Origin of the sequence: Lacticaseibacillus huelsenbergensis, assembly GCF_029726355.1 — a bacterium.
Taxonomy (GTDB): domain Bacteria; phylum Bacillota; class Bacilli; order Lactobacillales; family Lactobacillaceae; genus Lacticaseibacillus; species Lacticaseibacillus casei.
The window spans coordinates 322,129-340,871 of record NZ_CP120687.1; the positions used below are offsets into that span (position 1 = coordinate 322,129).

The 18,743-nt window shown below is 50.0% G+C and carries 15 protein-coding genes; 9 read left to right on the forward strand and 6 right to left on the reverse strand.

Features of this window, described 5'->3' with window-relative positions; all coding sequences use genetic code 11:
• Nucleotide 1: 1 nt before the first annotated feature.
• Genes LHUE1_RS01435 through LHUE1_RS01450 form a run of 4 tightly spaced genes read left to right on the forward strand, consistent with a single transcriptional unit; the run spans nucleotide 2 to nucleotide 3,172 of the window.
• Nucleotides 2-1,273, forward strand: a complete 1,272-nt coding sequence (locus LHUE1_RS01435; RefSeq protein WP_049169166.1) for an ABC transporter permease — start codon at nucleotides 2-4, stop codon at nucleotides 1,271-1,273.
• A 13-nt stretch (nucleotides 1,274-1,286) separates the two neighbouring features.
• On the forward strand, nucleotides 1,287-1,679 hold the full coding sequence (locus tag LHUE1_RS01440) for a GntR family transcriptional regulator (RefSeq protein ID WP_010491847.1): 393 nt from the start codon (nucleotides 1,287-1,289) through the stop codon (nucleotides 1,677-1,679).
• Nucleotides 1,669-2,535: an ABC transporter ATP-binding protein gene (locus LHUE1_RS01445; protein ID WP_049169167.1), complete on the forward strand. Its 867-nt coding sequence runs from the start codon at nucleotides 1,669-1,671 to the stop codon at nucleotides 2,533-2,535. Before LHUE1_RS01440 ends, LHUE1_RS01445 begins: the two co-directional genes overlap by 11 nt.
• Nucleotides 2,528-3,172: an ABC-2 transporter permease gene (locus LHUE1_RS01450; RefSeq protein ID WP_049169168.1), complete on the forward strand. Its 645-nt coding sequence runs from the start codon at nucleotides 2,528-2,530 to the stop codon at nucleotides 3,170-3,172. Before LHUE1_RS01445 ends, LHUE1_RS01450 begins: the two co-directional genes overlap by 8 nt.
• 286 nt (nucleotides 3,173-3,458) lie before the next feature.
• Here LHUE1_RS01450 and LHUE1_RS01455 read toward each other — a convergent pair whose 3' ends face one another.
• A complete protein-coding gene (locus LHUE1_RS01455; RefSeq protein ID WP_049169169.1) occupies nucleotides 3,459-3,650 on the reverse strand; it encodes a hypothetical protein in 192 nt (63 codons plus the stop codon).
• A gap of 120 nt (nucleotides 3,651-3,770) precedes the next feature.
• Here LHUE1_RS01455 and ald point away from each other — a divergent pair, with 120 nt between their 5' ends.
• From ald to LHUE1_RS01480, 5 genes are all read left to right on the forward strand, one after another.
• Nucleotides 3,771-4,889 carry an alanine dehydrogenase gene (gene ald, locus LHUE1_RS01460; RefSeq protein WP_049169170.1) on the forward strand — a complete coding sequence of 373 codons (1,119 nt, stop codon included), beginning with the start codon at nucleotides 3,771-3,773 and terminating at the stop codon, nucleotides 4,887-4,889.
• Nucleotides 4,890-4,901: 12 nt separating this feature from the next.
• Entirely contained in the window at nucleotides 4,902-5,921 is a 1,020-nt protein-coding gene (gene tdcB, locus LHUE1_RS01465; protein WP_049169171.1) for a bifunctional threonine ammonia-lyase/L-serine ammonia-lyase TdcB, read from the forward strand.
• Between the two features lie 125 nt (nucleotides 5,922-6,046).
• Complete coding sequence (locus LHUE1_RS01470) at nucleotides 6,047-7,972, forward strand: OPT/YSL family transporter (protein ID WP_049169172.1); 1,926 nt, start codon at nucleotides 6,047-6,049, stop codon at nucleotides 7,970-7,972.
• 14 nt (nucleotides 7,973-7,986) lie between these two features.
• Nucleotides 7,987-8,349, forward strand: a complete 363-nt coding sequence (locus tag LHUE1_RS01475; protein ID WP_049169173.1) for a PqqD family protein — start codon at nucleotides 7,987-7,989, stop codon at nucleotides 8,347-8,349.
• Nucleotides 8,350-8,611: 262 nt separating this feature from the next.
• A complete protein-coding gene (locus LHUE1_RS01480; protein WP_049169174.1) occupies nucleotides 8,612-10,039 on the forward strand; it encodes a C69 family dipeptidase in 1,428 nt (475 codons plus the stop codon).
• Nucleotides 10,040-10,427: 388 nt separating this feature from the next.
• Here LHUE1_RS01480 and LHUE1_RS01485 read toward each other — a convergent pair whose 3' ends face one another.
• The 5 genes from LHUE1_RS01485 to LHUE1_RS01505 all read right to left on the reverse strand — a co-directional run bounded on the left by LHUE1_RS01485 (nucleotide 10,428) and on the right by LHUE1_RS01505 (nucleotide 18,731).
• Nucleotides 10,428-11,762, reverse strand: a complete 1,335-nt coding sequence (locus LHUE1_RS01485; RefSeq protein WP_049169175.1) for a dihydrolipoyl dehydrogenase family protein — start codon at nucleotides 11,760-11,762, stop codon at nucleotides 10,428-10,430.
• Nucleotides 11,763-11,979: 217 nt separating this feature from the next.
• Entirely contained in the window at nucleotides 11,980-13,398 is a 1,419-nt protein-coding gene (locus LHUE1_RS01490) for a DHA2 family efflux MFS transporter permease subunit (protein ID WP_049169176.1), read from the reverse strand.
• A gap of 50 nt (nucleotides 13,399-13,448) precedes the next feature.
• Nucleotides 13,449-14,015 (reverse strand): TetR/AcrR family transcriptional regulator, encoded by a 567-nt coding sequence (locus tag LHUE1_RS01495; RefSeq protein ID WP_049169177.1) that lies wholly within the window; start codon nucleotides 14,013-14,015, stop codon nucleotides 13,449-13,451.
• A gap of 211 nt (nucleotides 14,016-14,226) precedes the next feature.
• On the reverse strand, nucleotides 14,227-17,016 hold the full coding sequence (locus LHUE1_RS01500) for a cation-translocating P-type ATPase (RefSeq protein ID WP_277848174.1): 2,790 nt from the start codon (nucleotides 17,014-17,016) through the stop codon (nucleotides 14,227-14,229).
• 263 nt (nucleotides 17,017-17,279) lie between these two features.
• Complete coding sequence (locus LHUE1_RS01505; RefSeq protein ID WP_049169178.1) at nucleotides 17,280-18,731, reverse strand: glycoside hydrolase family 1 protein; 1,452 nt, start codon at nucleotides 18,729-18,731, stop codon at nucleotides 17,280-17,282.
• Nucleotides 18,732-18,743: the final 12 nt, after the last annotated feature.

The following is an 18,743-nucleotide window of genomic DNA, read 5'->3' on the forward strand; positions in this document are numbered from 1 at the left end:
CATGAAAAAAATGGATGTTATTTTCCGTCAAGTTTTCTTCAAGAATCTCAAAAGTAAAACCTGGCTCTGGATCGTTCTTGGTCCGCTAGTTCTGGCAGCAGTTTTTGGCGGCGTTTTCTGGCTTATGAACCAAACCAACCAAACGACCCGTATCGGCGTGGTAACGTCCAGTCCTGCGCTGACACAGACTTTTAAAGCCAACAGCAATGACGATCAAAAATACATCAGTTACAAGACCCCCAGCGCGGCCAAAAGTGCCTTAGCCGCTGAAAAACTTGACGGGGTGTTAACCATCACCAGCCATCCGGCCTTGGAAGCCAGCCTAATGAAACGGACAGACGGGGAAAGTATCGATCGTACCCAGTTGCAGTCGATCCTCGCCCAGGCACATACCAAGGAAGTCGCGACGCAGCTGAACCTAACGCCTTCCCAGTTGCAGCAGCTTTTTGCCACACCGAAATTCACCACTAACAATGTCACGATTGACAACGGTAAATTGGTGACACGCTCGGCTAAAAGCCAAGCGTCAGGCTCGGCAGCCGGATTCATTGTCGGTCTCTTGATTTATACGTTCGTGATCAGCTACGCCTCCATGATGGCCCAGGAAATCGGCACTGAAAAAGGCTCGCGAATTGAAGAGTCGATTTTAACGGCCATTACCCCGCAAGCACAATTTTTCGGTAAGTTGCTGGGAATCTTGACGTTAATGGCAACTCAAATCGCAATTTACGCAGTGGTGGGACTCGCCGGCATGGTCGTCTTGCGCCAGTTGCCTTCAAACCCGCTGTCTTCACTCATCGGTCAAATGAACCTAAGTAGCATTACTCCGAACATGCTGATTTTCAGTCTTGCCTTCTTCTTTGTGGGCACGCTGACGTATACCGTATTAGCTGCACTCACCGGCTCGCTGGTCGCGAATCAGGAACAAATCGGCCAGGCAACAACGCCAATTGTGATGCTTGGCATGGTCGGTTACTTCGGTGCCTTAATTGTTAGTTCCGGCACCTCACCTATCCTTAATATCGCCAGCTATGTCCCGTTCCTTTCCACCATGATGATGCCGGTACGCCTTGGCGCGGGTCAAGTCAGTGCGCTCGCCGCATGGTCGGCATTCGGCATTAATCTGATCTTTTTAATCATCTTCACTTGGCTGACGGTCAAGCTTTATCAGACGAATGTGTTAAGCTATTCAGATGGCGGCATTTTAAAAGCGTTCAAGCGCTCGCTGCAATTGCAACGGACCGCCCGCAAAAATAATCCGATCAAGTCATGAAACGAGGTCAGCCATGCGGATCGTCATCTCAAATCAATCGGGCAAGCCGATCTATGAGCAAATCGAAGATCAGGTTAAAGCCGCGATCCTTTCTGGTCAGTTAAAAGTCAATGAGCAGCTGCCATCCATTCGCAGCCTTGCACGGGATTTGCGTATCAGCGTCATCACCACCACACGGGCTTATCACGAACTTGAGGCAGCCGGCTTTATCACCAATGTCCAAGGAAAAGGTGCTTATGTATTAGGGCAAGACAGTGCGCTGGTTCGGGAAAATGCCCTACGAGATATTGAAGCTTCACTCAATCAGGCAATTGATACTGCCAACATGGCGCATATTGCCCCCAGCGAGCTACACACCATGCTGGATACCTTATTACAAGCGGAGGAGACCGATCATGGGCGCTGATTTACTTACCGTCACAAATCTGAACAAACAATATGCAGAATTTCAGCTGGCCGATGTTAGCTTTCAGCTTCCTGCCGGCTATATCATGGGGTTCATCGGTCCCAATGGTGCGGGGAAAACAACGACCATCAAAGCCATTCTGGATATGGTTCGTCCGGATACCGGACAGATTGATTTGCTTGGTCAGACAACACCGCAAGGCCGAGAATCCGTTCGGGATCAAATCGGGATTGTTTTAGACGGTCCGGTTTATCCTGACTCATGGCGCGCAGAAACCGTGAGCCGGTATGTCGGTCCTTTCTTTCCCAGCTGGGATCCAGACAAGTTTAAGGAACTCCTCCAAGATTTTGCGATCCCTACCAAACCCAAATATCATGATTTATCCACGGGTGCCAAAATCAAACTCCAACTAGCGGCAGCCTTCGCTCATCATCCTCGCTTACTGATCCTGGATGAGCCGACTTCGGGGCTGGATCCGATTGCCCGCGATGAATTAATTGGCATTTTGCAGGATTTCATTAGCGATGGGCAACGAAGTGTACTGATCTCGACCCACGATGTCCTTGAACTTGCAAAGGTAGCGGACTATGTCACTTATTTATTAGCGGGTAAAGTCACGTTTACCGGTTCACTAGACGAACTCCTCGACCGGTATGTCATGATCAAAGGCGGGCCTAATGACTTAACACCGGCCATTCAAGCTAATATTATCGGCTTTCAACGCAGCGTGGTCGGTTTTGCTGGTATCTGGCCTACCGATCAAACTGCTGTCCTGCCTGCCAGCATCATTCAGGAACCGGTTGACTTGGAGTCCTTGATGATTGCCTTTGGTAAAGGAGGTCGGCCGCATGCATGATCTGGTCAAACTTGTCTGCTTAGATTTAAGCTCGTTGTATGGCAGCAAGCGTCTATATTTTTGGGCTACGCTTAATTCAATCGTTATTTATTTCATAATCTTTTTGAATGGCAACCTAGCCATGCCATTTGCTGGCGGAACCATTGGCGCCAGTATCGGCATTTTGATGATGCCATTTGTCGTTGCCGATCGTCATGGTCTCGAAAAGGTATATACCATGTTGCCGGTTCGACGTCAAACCATTGTCGCTAGTCATTATTTGTTTGGTTTGATTATGATGGTATTGATTGATCTTTCCAACATACTAACAATTGGCATTGGCCTATTTGCACGATCCAATCCCGTGCGTGATTTTCAAGATGTTGGGTGGTTGATGCTAATCGGAACTGCTTTTATTATCTTGCAGATCACCTTGTCATTTCCGATGATGATTGGCATGGGATTTCAGCGCGCGCCACTTGCGGCGTATCTTCCGATGGTGTTTGTCTTAGTCGTTGCCGTTTTTCTCGATAAAAGCTTAAATTTCACTTTAGACAGTTTGCGTCCTTGGCTTGGCTTAATAGCACTCGCGCTCATTTTGTTATTCGCACTTTCCTGGTGGTTAAGTATCCAATTGTATCAAAAAAGGGAATTCTAACGGCTAAGTCAGTTAGGAAATACGTCCAGAGGTACCGAGATCTCGAGTTTTACCTTGAGACCCCGGTACTTTTTTGTTGTGTGCCAAGTCAAGATATGGGACAAAAATTCGCACACTTGCGCTTAAAAAACCGGAAAATGAGTCAAAAAGACATTATGAGAATGGTTCACCATTCGTGCACAAGTGTCTTCTCAAGATTAAAAATAAAACCTATCGATGCCCACCGCTTTCTTTCATTCAATAAATCACAATGTTACCGACTTTTGAGATTTCTGTTTTCTTTGTTTTAAATGCCATTATATTGCCGTCTCATTTTGCTTCTTTGATTAGCGGTTCCGTCACCTTGAGTTAAATTTGTTCTCTCAGCAATCATCATCCTTGGTTTTTCAGTTGAATATCCACCATTAATTCGGCCAATCTGCTTCCCACTGGCTGTTTTTTTATTGGCACCTTCTAGCATTCCAATTAAGTGATTCATGAGATTCTCCGCGGAAATTCGTAAGCGCTAACATTTATTTTGTGAGAGTTGTCACATAGCTGTTGTTTTGGTAGCTGTGAAGTATTTAACATATGAGTGTAAGAGAAAGGAAGGATCATCATGCGTGTTGGGGTTGTTAAGGAACAAAAGGCTGGCGAAGGTCGTGTTGCTGTAACGCCTGCCAATGTGAAGAAATTGACTGCGGCCGGCGCAGAGGTTTGGGTTGAGCATGCTGCGGGGATCGGAGCCGGATTTTCGGATGCGGATTATGAAGCCGCTGGCGGTAAGCTGGTTAGCCATGCGGCCAGCTGGGATGCCGACCTAGTGGTTAAGGTAAAAGAACCGGATGCTGAAGAATATCAGTATTTCAAGTCCGGTCAGGTGATTTGGGGTTTTCAGCACTTAGCATCTGCGCCGGAAACCGTCCACGCCATGCAAGCTGCTGGTGTCACGGCAATTGGCGGCGAGACGATTGTCAAAGATGGTGAGCTGGCTTTGCTAAAGCCGATGAGTGCGATTGCCGGGCGGCGTTCGGTGATCATGGGGGCCTATTATCTTGAAGCGCAACATGGTGGCGAAGGTATTTTGCTCCCTGGCACACCAGAAGTAGCGCCTGGCAATGTCGTCATTTTTGGCGGCGGCACGGCAGCGTTCAATGCAGCTACCCTAGCATTGGCTATGGGTTGCCACGTCACCATTATCGAATTAAATCCAGAGCGGCGCACATGGCTTGAGCAAAAATTTGCGGGGCAAGACCTGACTGTATTGGCTTCCACACCGGAAAACCTTGCCGCTGCGATTAAAACGGCTGATGTGTTCATTTCGACGATTTTGATCCCAGGGGCTAAACCGCCGAAGCTTGTGACAACAGCGATGGTTCAGTCCATGAAACCGGGCAGCGTCTTGGTTGATGTTGCCATTGACCAAGGTGGCACGGTCGAAACCATTGACGCGCCGACAACAATTGAATCACCTGTGTTTACCAAATACGGCGTCATCCATTACGCTGTTCCGAATCAGCCTGGTGCGGTGCCACGAACTGCAACGCTGGCGCTGGCAAGTGGAAATATCCCTTACCTACTGGCGATTGCTACTCAAGGCATTGACCAAGCAATTGCGGCAGATCCTGCCTTGGCATCCGGCGTCAATCTTTACCATGGCAAGATCACGAATCAGAGTCTTGCCAACTCGTTGTCACTACCTTTCACACCGTTGACAGAAGTACTGGTCAGAAATTAGGAGGTGGTTTTGATGCTAACCATGACCCCACCCGTCACGATAAAAGATATTCGGGAAGCAAGTCAGCTGATTCACAAGGTCGGCCGCGTGACGCCACTGATTCAATCCATGTTTCTCAGTCGCACCGTCACGCATGGCGATGTTTATCTCAAACTTGAGAATATGCAGCTGACCGGTTCATTCAAGTTTCGCGGCGCCTACAACAAGATCCACCACCTCACCGATAGCGAAAAGCAGCGAGGCGTCATCACTGCCAGCGCCGGTAATCATGCCCAAGGTGTCGCATTGACTGCACATTTATTGGGAATTAACGCCACCGTCGTGATGCCGGAGACCGCACCACTCGCCAAGCAACAAGCAACCAGCGGCTATGGAGCCCGCGTGATCCTGGCTGGTCAAACGTTTGATGAAGCGCGCGCGTTTATGGAAAAAAAGGCGGCCGCTGATGGCCTCACGATTGTCGATCCTTACAACGATCCGCTCGTCATTGCTGGCCAAGGCTCAATTGGCCTCGAGCTGTTGGAACAACTGCCAACCATCGATACTGTCATTGTGCCAGTTGGTGGCGGCGGTTTAATCTCCGGCATCGCCGTGGCGCTCAAGCATGTCAATCCGCAAATTCACATTATCGGAGTGCAATCCGAAAACGTTCACGGCATGACTGCCTCCTTGCAGGCCGGACACCTGACACGGCAATGCGCCGGCTCGACATTGGCTGATGGAACTGCCGTGGCAATGCCTGGTGACATCACCTTTGGCCTCGCTAGCGACCTTGTCGACGAGATGGTATTGGTTTCGGAAGAGGAAATTGCCGAAGCCATGAAGGATCTCCTGCAACGCGCTAAAACCGTTGCCGAAGGAGCTGGCGCGTTGCCAACCGCGGCGCTCGAAGCCCACAAAATCGCTGCCAAATGGCTCACCGACAAGCAAGTTGTCGCTTTGGTATCAGGCGGCAATGTTGATTTGGAACGGGTCGCCCAAAATATCGAACATTTCTTTGACCATGATCCAACCGGCCATTTTGTCGGTTAATGTTTTTATCAAGGTGCCTGCTAGCGTCTGTCAAAAATTAGCCTCGAACTGAACGAACATCTTTTCATCACGGCTAATGTGCAATTGTTGCGGCACCAGAATATGCGTTAATTGGGGGTAACACAATGGAAAAGACGATCTCGAAGCGAACCGCGGCCAAGACGAAATATGTGCCGTATGCCACGGAACGCACACAGGAAAATAGCGGCGGAAGTACGGCTATTTTCATCATCGGTGCCGTTTTGGCGACCATCTTTGCCGCTTCTACGGCTTATTCAGGCATGAAGGCTGGCTTGACCGTTGCCGCCGGAATTCCCGGGTCGATTATCGGATCAGGGTTGGTCGGCGTTTTCGCTAAGAAAAAAGGACTTTTTGGCAAGAACCTGCTGCAAGGGATGAGTTCCGGCGGTGAGTCGATTGCTAGCGGGATGATTTATGTCTTGCCAGCCATTATCATCATTGGCGGCCGGGTCAACTTTTTTGCCGGCATTGTTGTCGGTGCGCTGGCGGTTTTATTCGCAGTCGGCATGGCCAGCCTTGTCGAGAATTATTTGTTAGTTGAAGAAGACGGTAAACTCATGTATCCGGAATCGACTGCCATTTCCGAAGCGCTGGATGCCAGTGAAGCCGGTGGCGATGCGCTGAAGCATATGGGCATCGGTTTTGGCATCGGCGGCGTGATCACGTTGCTCACCACGCAGGTTTTCGGGTGGGTCAACAGTGTGATGACGTTTGTGGGTAGTGCATCCTACCGCTGGAAAATTTCGACCGAAGTCAATCCGATGTTGGCCGGCATTGGTTTTGTTGTTGGCTTGGACGTGTCCTTGACCATGTTTGCCGGTTCGATACTGGCTAACTTTGGCATCACGCCATTAATTGCTTACTTCACGCAAATGGCTGGCGGCCACGCCCATGTCTGGAATGACGCCCACATGTTGATGTCACAGATGAACATCGATACCGTGGCCGGTTCCTATACCAAGTACATCGGCGCCGGGATGATGCTCTGCGGCGGTATTATCGGCGCCATCAAGTTAATTCCGGTCATCGTAACGTCCATCAAGAAAACGCTCAATGCCCGTAATAACAGTGGCGAAGAAAAGAACTCACTTGGCATCATGGCACTTTTGGTTGCTACAATTGCGATCTTCATAGTCGGTGCTTTTCTGACCGGCAACATGGTGATCACCATCTTGGCCGGTATCATGTCCCTCGTCTTGGCCCTGTTGTTTGTCATTGTTTCAGCCCGGCTCGCCGGCACGATCGGCTGCTCGAATGCCCCGGTTTCCGGCATGACGATCGCCAGTCTGGTTGTCATGACGCTGGTGTTTGCGCTAATGGGCTGGACGTCCAACACCCACAACGAGATTCTCCTGTTGTTCGGCGTTTTCATTGTCACCGCGATTTCTGTCGGCGGTGCCTATATGCAAACCCAAAAAGTCAATTACCTTGTCGGCGGTCGGCGCTCCGAAATGATGAAGTATTTTCTGCTCGCCGCACTTATCGGTGTCGTCGTTGTTGTCGGCACCACGGTGATTCTCTCCCCGCAACTAGCCGTTAAAAGTGCCGATCCGCCATTCGGTCTGCCACAAGCGAACCTCATTGCCACGCTGACCACCGGCATTTTATCCAGTAACCTGCCGTGGATCATGATCATTGTCGGCATCATCATGGCGCTTGTCTGCTGGATGCTGAATCTGCCGATCATGACCGTTGCCTTAGGATTCTATCTACCGATTTCAACGACTTCGATTATTCTGGTCGGTGCGTTGTTAAAGCTTTTCATCCAAAAAACCACGCAAAACAAGAAACTTCGCGAAACGCGCCTATCCGCTGGAGTCTCACTTTCTAGCGGCCTGATTGCCGGCGGTTCCATCATTGGCTTGATCGGCATCATTTTACACGTCACCGGTGTCTTGCAAAACCGGGTTCCTGCTGGTTTTGCCGGCAGCAACGCCATGGCCGTCGTGTTACTCATCATCATGGCAGCAGCGATTATTGTGCCATTGATGGCCATCAAACACCCTGCCGCCAAGAAGCAGGCCGAGTAGGAGGCGTTTAGACAATGACACAGACTGACATGCTCACCACCGTCATTTATCGGAAAAATTCCCAGGTGCAGTACACCAAAAAGAATGGAAAGGTTACCATTATCCGTCCGCAAAACCACGCTATTCAGCGATTTTGTCGGAAAGTGCTGCATATGAAAATTCCCGAAGTCAGCTACCTGCATCTTGATGCTTATGGCAGCTTCGTTTTTAGCAAAATCAATGGCCGCCGAACCGCTGCCATGATTGGCAAAGAACTGGCTCAGAAGTTCCCGGAAGCCGACGATCAGCGTGACGCGCGGTTAGCCCTTTATCTCAATCAAATCGCTGAAAAGGATCATTTAATTCAACGGCTGGATCACCACCCAAACTTTCTATAACGCGTTCCCCGGCGCAAAAGCCTGCGTATAAGGATCTTGGTCGCGATGGCCTAAGCCCGGGCCATCTCGCCCAAGGCCACTTACACTCCGACTTCTAACCGCGCCGGCTCACACTCACATTAACGCGTTCCCCAGCGCAAAAGCCTGCGTATAAGGACCTTGGTCGCGATGGCCTAAGCCCGGGCCATCACGCCCAAGGCCACTTATACTCCGGCTTCTAACCGCGCCGGCTCACACTCACTCAAAAGATGGAGGAAATAAAATGATTGATCGAATCGAAATGTCTGCTTGTACTTCAATGATGGTCGGCAAAAAAGCTTCACTTGACGGTGCCACTTATATCTCCCGCAACGAAGATCGGCTTGTTGCCATCTATCCCAAGCGTTTCATCGTCCAGCCAGCCGTCACTGGACGCAAAGAAACTTATGTCTCACCATACAATCAGCTGACAGTTCCTCTGCCGGAAACCGGCTATCGCTACACCGCAACGCCGGATGCCGACCAAAGTGCCGGGCCAAACGAAGAAGACGGCTTTAACGAGAAAAATGTCGGCGAAAGTGCCACCGAAAGTGTTTATGCCAATGAACGCGTTCTTGCCTATGATCCCTTTGTCAAAAATGGCTTGGCTGAGGACTCCATGACGACCCTGGTTTTGCCTTTTATCAACAGTGCACGTGAAGGCGTCCGGTATCTCGGCGAACTCGTGAAACAATATGGCTCAGCTGAAGGTAACGGCGTGCAGTTTAACGATCAAAATGAAGTCTGGTACATGGAAATCGTGACCGGCCATCAATGGGTCGCCGTCCACATCCCCGATGATTGTTATGCGGTTGCGGCTAACCAAGTTGCGATTCAAACGATTGACTTCAACGACCCTGACAACTACATGTGGGCAGACGGCATCCAGGATTTTGTTGATCGCCATAACTTGAATCCTGATGATGATCAATGGAACTTCCGCCACATCTTCGGCACCGATACCGAGAAAGATCATCACTACAACACGCCGCGGGTTTGGTTCGCCCAACGCTACCTCAATCCCGAAACTATCCAAGATCCGGAATCGCCGGAGTTGCCTTTTATCCGCAAAGCCAACCGCAAGATTTCGATTGAAGATATTCAATATGTGCTCAAGTCACACTTCAATGAAACCCAGTTCGACCCATTAGGAAGCGACAGCGAACATGACCGCAAAACATATCGCGCCATTTCGCTATCCCGCACCGCCAACTCTCACATTCTACAAATGCGCCCGGCCGATCAGCACCCCGCTGCCGGTGTCCAGTGGGTCGGCTTTGGCATCCCCGCCTTCTGTCCGCACGTTCCCTTCTTCACCGATGCCAATGACACCGATGAAAGTTACCGCGAACTACCGGCCAAAATGGATCTCAACGCTGCATACTGGCTTTACGAAGCGCTAGCGATGGTCGTCGAGTCCCACTACGCCGACTTTATCGAAGACGACTTAGCCTACCAAAAAGAGCTCAATGAATGGGCCCGCCGCAAAATCGCCGAAGTCGATGACGCCACCGCCAAAATGAGCGGCTCGGATCTAACCCAATATCTCACCGAGCAAAACCATCTGATTGCGCAACATTACAACGACGCCACCCGCGAGTTGTTGTTTAAACTCATCACGATGGGAACCGGCTTATCGAAACTGACATTCAAAATGGATCCGAATCTCTAGCGCTGTGTCCTGCGCTTAAGTTGCGATCCAGTATACTGAAAACCGAAAATATGATCTGTTGCGACCAAAAGTCTGAAACATAATTAACAGCCACATTATAAAAGTGAGCATACTCCCAAAAATGATAGACGGAGAGTATGCTCACTTTGTTTTCTCTAGAATAATTCGTTGGCGTTATTACGATACGAGTGCCAAGGCGGAGCAATCGTAGGCCAGAGGGGGTTCAGTGGTGCCCACCCCTCTAGCTTCGCGGTCGCCAGCCCCGACCTGGCCGGAGATTGCGGAGTTTGGCACGGAACAGAACCCGTTGCCTAAATTTTCCCAAACCGTTCGGAATTAAAAACCAAGTCAACAAAGTTATGACTCAACTCGCGCTTTTTTCTCGAAGTCACCGAATCTTATGCCATGCTGCTGCACCCTCAGCCGGGAAAATGTGCGCCATTTGCCACATCTGATCACGGCTTAAATGGTAGACAATCGCCGGCAATAACGTGTTGATCGCATCTTCGGCTTGAGCACTGTACTCCGTGGCGCCGACAAGATGATGTTCCTGATCGAACACCAAAAGGCTATCACCCACCGTTTCCTGATCGGTTTGATGATACCAGTCATCCGGAATGTGGTTGTGCACGACTTTGTAAGTATCATCCTTGACCGCTTCAGGTGCCACACCGACTTTGGCAATTCTTGGCGAGGTGTAAACCGTTGACGGAATCGCCGGATAATCAATCGGCGCAGTTGTTTGGCCGCTCAGTAACTTGTAAAGGTAATAGGACTCAAACGTGGCTGTTGGCGTCAATTTGGGTTGTGGCTTGTCTAAAACATCGCCCGACGCATAAATATTGGTCACGTTCGTTCGCAGATAGTCGTCCACGGGAATACCGTGCTGGTTAAACTCAACGCCGACATTTTCTAACCCCAGTTGCTCAACATTCGGGATTCGGCCGGTTGCGTCCAGCACCCAATCGACAACCAGCTGCTCCTTGTCACCATAGTGAATCACAATGCCATCATCGGTTTTCTCAAGCGAAGTCACCACCGCATTCGGCGTGAATTGAATGCCCCGTTTCGTCATGTCAGCCATCACATCTTCGACAAATGGCTGGTGGAATTCCCGCAAAGCACGGTCATGATGCATCAATACGTGGACATCGGCGCCGGCCGCATTGGCAATCGTTGCAAATTCCATGCTGATGTAGCCTGATCCCAAAATACCGATCCGCTTCGGCAAGACATCCAAGTCCATAAAGGCCCGACTGTCATGCGCTAATTCAGTTCCCGGCACATCAAGGCGATGCGGGCGCTGGCCAGTCGCAATGACAATTTTGTCTGCGGTATAAGTCTTTTCACCCACAACAATCGTATGTGCATCCTGAAATTTTCCATAGCCATGGATGATCGTTACGCCGTTTTGGGTTAATCCCGTACCGATAGCATCCGGTAACGGCTTAATCACAGCTTGTTTGTGAGCGACTAACGCCGACCAGTTGATCTTGATATTGCCAGACACAACACCCTGCATCCGTTCCGCCAGCCGTTGCAAAACCACCGGCGTATCAAGCGTAATTTTCGCGTTACAGCCATAATTCGGGCAAGTGCCGCCGATCATGTCGCCTTCAACCACAGCTACTCTTTTTCCCGAAGCTGCCAATGGGCCGGCCCCGTCAAACGCGCCATGCCCACTACCTAAGTACAAGACATCAAAATCATATGGATTCTTCAAACTATCATCCTCCTTATGACACTGCCTACTAACAACGAAGTAAGCATAACAGATGGTATACAAATTAGTCACGGACAATGCTTAGCGGCGGAAACATTTTTGCACCACTTCTATATGACGCTTTCTACAAAAAGTCCGCTTGATAGCAAAAAAGTTCCGGTAAGAACGACTGTTTTCGCAATCACTTACCGAAACTCATTAACGTGCATTTGTGGAACTAAAGATCACGGCTCACTTGGGGCTTTTTAACTTGGAAGGCAACGATCAGGCCAACCACGGCAAGAATTAAGACGAACGCGAAACCATAGTGCGAACCGACTGTCAGTCCTGATTGTCCGGCTGCTTGAGCGGAACCCAAGGCGAGCATGCTTGTGGCAACCGCCGTTGAAACCGCACCGACAATTTGCTGCAAGGTGTTCAGCAAGGCACTGCCGTCTGCACTTTCGGCGCCGCTCAAACTGTTTAAGCCATATGTCTGCGCCGGTGACATCGCAAGCGGCGCTCCAATCATCAAGGTCACATGTCCCAAAATGATCCACCACAACGGACTTTGTGCCCCACTATTCAGCAATATCAGGATCCCGAGAATGGCAATCACAAATCCGCCACGGGCTAACCACTTCGCACCATGACTGTCATACATTCGTCCGGCAATCGCCGACACCGCGGCGTTGACAATCCCACCTGGCAACATCACGAGACCGGTCATCGCGACTGGCAAGCCAATAACGCGCTGCAGGTACATTGGCAACAAATACATCGAAGCCAGAATCACGCCAAAATCAAGCATGACCAGTAAGGTACCAACCGTAAACTGCTTATTGGCGAAGACCCGCAAGTTCAACATTGGTTTTTCCAACGTCAACTGTCGTCGGGTATAAAATGCCAAACCGGCAATACCGATCAGCAGTGAAACCGCTACTGTGAGCGATAACCAACCCGAATCACTCGCCATGGTTGTGCCAACGACAATCCCGGCAAAACCGATCGATGAGGCAACAATCGAGATCCAGTCGACCGGTGTTTTGGTTTGGTGATAGACATTTTCCATTGACGTCAACGTAAAAATAAATGCCAATACCAAGAACGGGACGAATAGCCAGAAAATATCATGCCAGGTGAACTTGGCTAGGATGAGTCCGGTAATGGTCGGGCCAATTGCAGGCGCAAACATGATTACCAACGCCGCCAATCCCATTACCGTGCCCAGTTTATACGGCGGGAAAATCTGCATCGCTACCGAAAACATCAGCGGCAGAATCAAGCCGGTCCCAATACCCTGAATGAGGCGACCGATTAAGACAACGGCAAAACTGGCGCCCATCGCGGAAACAACGGATCCAAGAATAAAGGCGCCTAATGCAAATAAAATAATTCTTTTCGTATTAAACCATTTGGACAAAAGACTGGAAATCGGCATGCAGATCCCGATGACCAGCATATACCCAGTGACGAGCCATTGAATCGTGCCTTGTGAGACGTTCAGCGCCGTCATCAGACTAGGTAAGGCGATATTAAGCGATGTTTCTGAAAACATGCCGACAAATGCCCCGATCATCAGCCCAATCATGGCCAAGGCCGGATGCGCGATATGAACGCGTGCTTGTGGCATTGCTTTTGTTTGTGATAATTGCATGAATAACTTCCTTTTCTACTTTCGAATCAATCAACAGTTGACAGGCATCTTCAAGACGTCAGTGCCTGTTTAATCAGGTAAGACAGGTGAGCCGCGGTTTGCCGTAACAAGTCAGGATTCGCTTTGGTAGTCGCGATCATAATGGTGCCTTCGATCGTTGCCTGAACGAATTGTCCCAGTTGCCGCGCCGGGACCACTGACATCCCCGCTGAAACCAGTTTGTCGGTATATAAATCTTCAAGTTGCGTATAAACCGCACTGCAAGCTGCTTGCAGTTTCGGATCATCGCGTGTTTCTAGTGCGATCAGGCTGATTGAATGGCTGCTGAGCCGACCATGCTGTTGCATCTCCTCCGCCATTTCCGCCAGCTGTCCGGTCAAGGCAATTTCCGGCGCCGCATCCCGTTCAAGCGCTTGTTTAACCCGCACCAAAATTTGCGCACCCGCATACTCAATGGCGGCTTCAATCAGCTGCACTTTGCCTTCTGGGAAATAATAATAAAGTGATCCTTTCGGGGTCCCACTGACGGCCAGAATTTTTGATAATCCCGTCGCCCTGACCCCTTCTTCCTGAAAAAGATCTGCAGCCGTCGCGACTAACTTTTCACGTGTGTTCATCGTCAACCTCCAAATTATAACAACCGGTCTATATAATACTGCTATTTTCTGGAAAAAGTCAATTTTATTTTTGGAAACATGAAAATCAATCATGCGTTGCATCTTCCACCATCTGCTGTTCACCGGTGTAGAAGCCGCGAGCGCTAACGAAAAAAGCCGCCCATTGAATGAGCAGCTTAACGCAATCAGCACCGGTTTATTTGAAAAGACATCATTTTTTCCCAGCCACTGCCAACCAAGCCTCTTTAATCCCCGAAAGTACAAGCGTAGGAATCGCCGGCAGCACAGTGACTAGCAAATATTGTTGCCAGGTCAGCATTTGGGTACCCATCACCACGTTGAAAAACGGTAAAGTAGTGACCAACAGCGAACTCACCGCCGCAAAACTCACCGCCGCAAGCAACTTAATATTGCTAAATGGATTGCGTCGATATAACGTCGTCGTGCTCCGGGCATCAAAGACGTGCCATAATTGGCCAAACACCAGTGTCAGGAACGCGATCGTCTGGGCTGCAGCAGCTGGTAAACCGGCACTGGCCGCCCAGATAAACGCAACATACACCGTGCCACCCATGACGGTTCCGCGAACGAAGATGCGGCCCACCATGCCTTTTAAGATTGAAGCACTGGTATCACGCGGTTTTTGCTTCATCTGGTCTGCCTGTGGTTTGTCATACGCTAAAGCAAAGCTTGGCAACGCGTCCGAAATCATGTTCACCCACAAAACCATGAGTGCGGTCAGCGTTGGTGTGGTTACGCTGACGTGACCAATGGGACCGGTCATCAAGATGACGCCTAGCAGTAACGCCAGCACTTCCGCAACGTTGGTCGTCAATTCATGGCGCATGAAGTTCTTAATGTTTCCGAAGATCGTCCGGCCAGCTGCCACTGACTTTTCGATGGTAGTGAATTTATCATCGAGCAAAATCAAATCAGCCGCGTCTTTGGTGACCTCAGTGCCATTGATGCCCATAGCGATGCCAATATCTGCGGCCCGCAACGCCGGTGCATCATTGATCCCGTCACCGGTCATAGCAACCACTTGGCCGCGCCGTTGCAAGGCTTTAACGATCCGTAGCTTGTGCTCTGGGGACACGCGCGCATAAACCCGCGCTTCCAAGACCACATCATCTAACTCTGCATCAGGCAGTTTGTCTAACATGGCACCTTCAATAACTTGGGCATCTTTTTTCTGAACAATTCCCAGTTTATAGGCAATGGCACGCGCAGTTGCTGCGTGGTCGCCGGTAATCATGACGACATTCACCCCAGCCGCGTGTAATGTCTGGATCGAACGCTTCACTTCCGGGCGTGGCGGATCAATGATGCCGGCGATCCCAAGCAGTGTCAGATGTTGCTCCAGCTCGGCCGTCTCACCGTGCAACGCCAGCGATTCATCAATAGCCCGTTCCGTGATTGCAATGGTTCGCAACGCATCATTGGCAAAGTCCAGAATCACTTTTTCCATCGTCGCCCGCGCGTCTGCAATTGGCACCAGCTGATCATGATCCACCACCTGGTCCGTTTTCCGCAAAATAACATCCGGCGCACCTTTGGTTAATACTTTGAATTGACCATTTTCTTTAATGACAACGCTCATCATTTTCCGCGTTGAATCAAACGGCAATACCCGTAAAATGTCAATGTCGCGTTGGTCGGTTTTTTCCAGTATAGTTGCCCGGTCAATGCCACCTTTTGCGCCAGCTACGACCAACGCCACGTCGGTCGGATTGCCAAACGGCTGGAAGCGACCATCTTCGTCTTGCGTGACATTAGCTTCGTTGTTTAACACCGCTGCCTGCAAAAACCGCTCAACTGCAGGGGTGTCCTGTTCATTTACCGGCAAAAAGTCACCGGTTGTGTCGTATCCATTGCCTTCAACTTCATAATGCGCGCCGTTAGCAAAAAAGCGCGTCACCGTCATTTCGTTTTTCGTCAGGGTGCCGGTTTTATCTGACGCAATATAATTCGTGGCGCCTAAGGTTTCAACCGAGTTCAGTGACTTAATCAAGCCTTGATTCTTGGCCAACTTGGTCGCACCAATGGTTAAAACAATCGACAAAACGGCGGGCAAAGCATCAGGTATTGCCGCCACGGCAAGGGCAATCGCGGTGGACAGTGACGCTGCCAGTATTTCAAAGGAGAGGTTACCGGTTTGCTGATAAGCTTTAAACAAGGCCAATCCTAATGTCAGGAAAACAATCCCGATCGCAACGATCATCAGCTTTTTGCTCAAGCTGTGAACGACGCGCTCGATCGGCGTCTTTTGCGTTTGCACGTCATTCATTAACTTGGCGATTTTGCCGAGTTCGGTTTCCATCCCCGTAGCAACCACAACGCCATATCCGTTTCCGGCAGTTATCATCGAACCGGAAAAACCCATGTTAGTCTGATCGCCTAATTCGACTTTTTCGGTCAAGGCATGGGACTGCTTGCTCACCGGTTCTGCTTCGCCGGTTAAGTGCGCCTCAGATGTTTGCAGGTTCGCCACCCGCAGCCACCGCACATCGGCTTCCAAAAAGTCACCGGTCTGCACCCGAACGATATCGCCTGGTACCAGCTCCGCAACCGGCACATCTTCCCAAACTTCATCGCGCAACACCCGCGCCTGATGATCGGCCATATTCCGTAGCGCATCCATCGACTTTTTCGCCGATTGCGCCTGCCAGTAGCCCAAGCCGGAATTAACGCCGATAAGAATTAAGATCGCAATACTTTCATAAATCGCCGCCATCCCATGACTACGATTACCGGTTACAAAAAAATCATACGCCGCACTCAACAATGCCAAGCCGACTGCAACAAATAAAATAATGACAAGGGGTTCCTTGAGGGTCAGCAAAAATTGGCGCCAGGCCGGGATCGTCGGTGCTGCTTTCAATGCGTTCGGGCCGAACTTTGCCAGTCTCGCCTCAGCCTCTGCGCTGGTTAAGCCATGTGTCCGATTCGTTGTCAGTGCGGTCAAAACTTCTTCTTTGTGCTTTAAATAAACTTTGTTCATGGTCATCCCTTTCTTGATATAAGTTCTCGAATTCGGTTGGCGGCGCTTTTTTGAGCACGCCATAACGCGCTCCTCGGCCCAGAAACCGGGCTGGCTCACGCTCACGAAAAAAGAGCGTACGCCTCAACGCCCTTTCTTCCCCAGGAAAGGCATCTTGAAGCATACGCTCAACCGATTCGTTGCTATTCACTATAGCTAATATTAAAACATAACACCGTTAACCTTGTCAAGTTGGACTCAGGCACCCTAACGCCAGCCGTCAATTAGGAATCTAAATCAGCTCCGTTTGACACAATCACCTGCCGATACCAGTCGAAGGATTTCTTCTTGGAACGTTTAAGCGTTCCTTGGCCGGCATCGTCGAGATCGACATAAATGAAACCATAACGTTTCGACATCTGGCCGGTTGACGCGCTGACCAAATCGATGCATCCCCATGGCGTATAGCCCATCACATCAACGCCATCATGAATGGCTGCACCGATCTGTTCGATGTGCTGCTTTAGATAGTCAATCCGGTAATCATCGTTAATCTCGCCGTTTGCATCCGGCTGGTCTACTGCCCCGAGGCCATTTTCAACGATGAACAGCGGCTTGCGATAACGATCGTATAACTGATTTAAGGCAATGCGTAAGCCGGTCGGGTCGATCTGCCAGCCCCATTCGCTCGCATCCAGAAAAGGATTCTTAATGCCGCTTAACAAGTTCCCGCCGACCTCAGCATGATCCTTCTGAACCGTTTCAACAACAGCAGACATGTAATAACTGAAGCCAATATAATCAACTGGATGCTGCTTCAACATTGCCAACTCGGCAGCCGAAAAGTCCAGATCCGTTAACTTAATGCCATATTGATCCAGCAACGCATCCGTGTAGGCTGGATACTCGCCGCGCACCTGAACATCGCCGCAGAAGAAATTGAACGCTTGATTTTGTTGCAGCGTCGCCAGCTGATTGACCGGATTCGCGTCATAGCTGTAAGTGGTGGCGTATAACAACATACAACCGATCTGAAGATCCTGATTCAACTGGTGCCCGATTCTGACCGCCTCGGCTCCAGCCACAAATTGATTGTGCCAGGCTTGGAAAATGTTGCGCTTATCGGCCGCACCGTTACTGGTCACCAAGCCTTGGCTCATCACTGGAAATGCCAGCGCACTGTTAATTTCGTTAAAAGTCATCCAGTACTTAACCTGTTTGAAATACCGGGTCAAGACGGTTTCGGCAAATCGCTTGTAAAAGCCGATAAGCTGCTTATTCTTCCAACCACCGTACTTGGTAACTAGGTGCAGTGGCATCTCGTAATGGGAAATCGTGATAATCGGTTCAATCCCATATTTCAAGCACTCTGCAATCACCGCATCATAGAACGCCAGGCCAGCCATGTTAGGTGTCTTTTCATCACCTTCTGGAAAGATTCGTGACCAGGCAATCGAAAAGCGATAACATTTAAAGCCCATTTCACTAAACAGCTTGATGTCTTCTTTAAAATGGTGGTAATGATCGATCCCCCGATGATTCGGGTACCGATAGTTGCTTTCATCGATGGTCCAATCAAAATCCGGCTCATTCACCAGATCAAACCGTGCTTTTCCTTGGGGCAGGACATCAGCAATCGATAATCCCTTGCCGTCTTCAAGATAGGCGCCTTCCAGCTGATTGGCCGCGGTTGCACCGCCCCACATAAATTGTTTGGGGAAATTCAAATAAGTCATGGTTAAATGTTC

Coding starts and splice junctions, on each gene's coding strand:
- LHUE1_RS01435 (WP_049169166.1), top strand. CDS start 2: ATGAAAAAAATGGATGTTATTTTCCGTCAAGTTTTCTTCAAGAATCTC.
- LHUE1_RS01440 (WP_010491847.1), top strand. CDS start 1,287: ATGCGGATCGTCATCTCAAATCAATCGGGCAAGCCGATCTATGAGCAA.
- LHUE1_RS01445 (WP_049169167.1), top strand. CDS start 1,669: ATGGGCGCTGATTTACTTACCGTCACAAATCTGAACAAACAATATGCA.
- LHUE1_RS01450 (WP_049169168.1), top strand. CDS start 2,528: ATGCATGATCTGGTCAAACTTGTCTGCTTAGATTTAAGCTCGTTGTAT.
- LHUE1_RS01455 (WP_049169169.1), bottom strand. CDS start 3,650: ATGAATCACTTAATTGGAATGCTAGAAGGTGCCAATAAAAAAACAGCC.
- ald (WP_049169170.1), top strand. CDS start 3,771: ATGCGTGTTGGGGTTGTTAAGGAACAAAAGGCTGGCGAAGGTCGTGTT.
- tdcB (WP_049169171.1), top strand. CDS start 4,902: ATGCTAACCATGACCCCACCCGTCACGATAAAAGATATTCGGGAAGCA.
- LHUE1_RS01470 (WP_049169172.1), top strand. CDS start 6,047: ATGGAAAAGACGATCTCGAAGCGAACCGCGGCCAAGACGAAATATGTG.
- LHUE1_RS01475 (WP_049169173.1), top strand. CDS start 7,987: ATGACACAGACTGACATGCTCACCACCGTCATTTATCGGAAAAATTCC.
- LHUE1_RS01480 (WP_049169174.1), top strand. CDS start 8,612: ATGATTGATCGAATCGAAATGTCTGCTTGTACTTCAATGATGGTCGGC.
- LHUE1_RS01490 (WP_049169176.1), bottom strand. CDS start 13,398: ATGCAATTATCACAAACAAAAGCAATGCCACAAGCACGCGTTCATATC.
- LHUE1_RS01495 (WP_049169177.1), bottom strand. CDS start 14,015: ATGAACACACGTGAAAAGTTAGTCGCGACGGCTGCAGATCTTTTTCAG.
- LHUE1_RS01500 (WP_277848174.1), bottom strand. CDS start 17,016: ATGAACAAAGTTTATTTAAAGCACAAAGAAGAAGTTTTGACCGCACTG.
- LHUE1_RS01505 (WP_049169178.1), bottom strand. CDS start 18,731: ATGACTTATTTGAATTTCCCCAAACAATTTATGTGGGGCGGTGCAACC.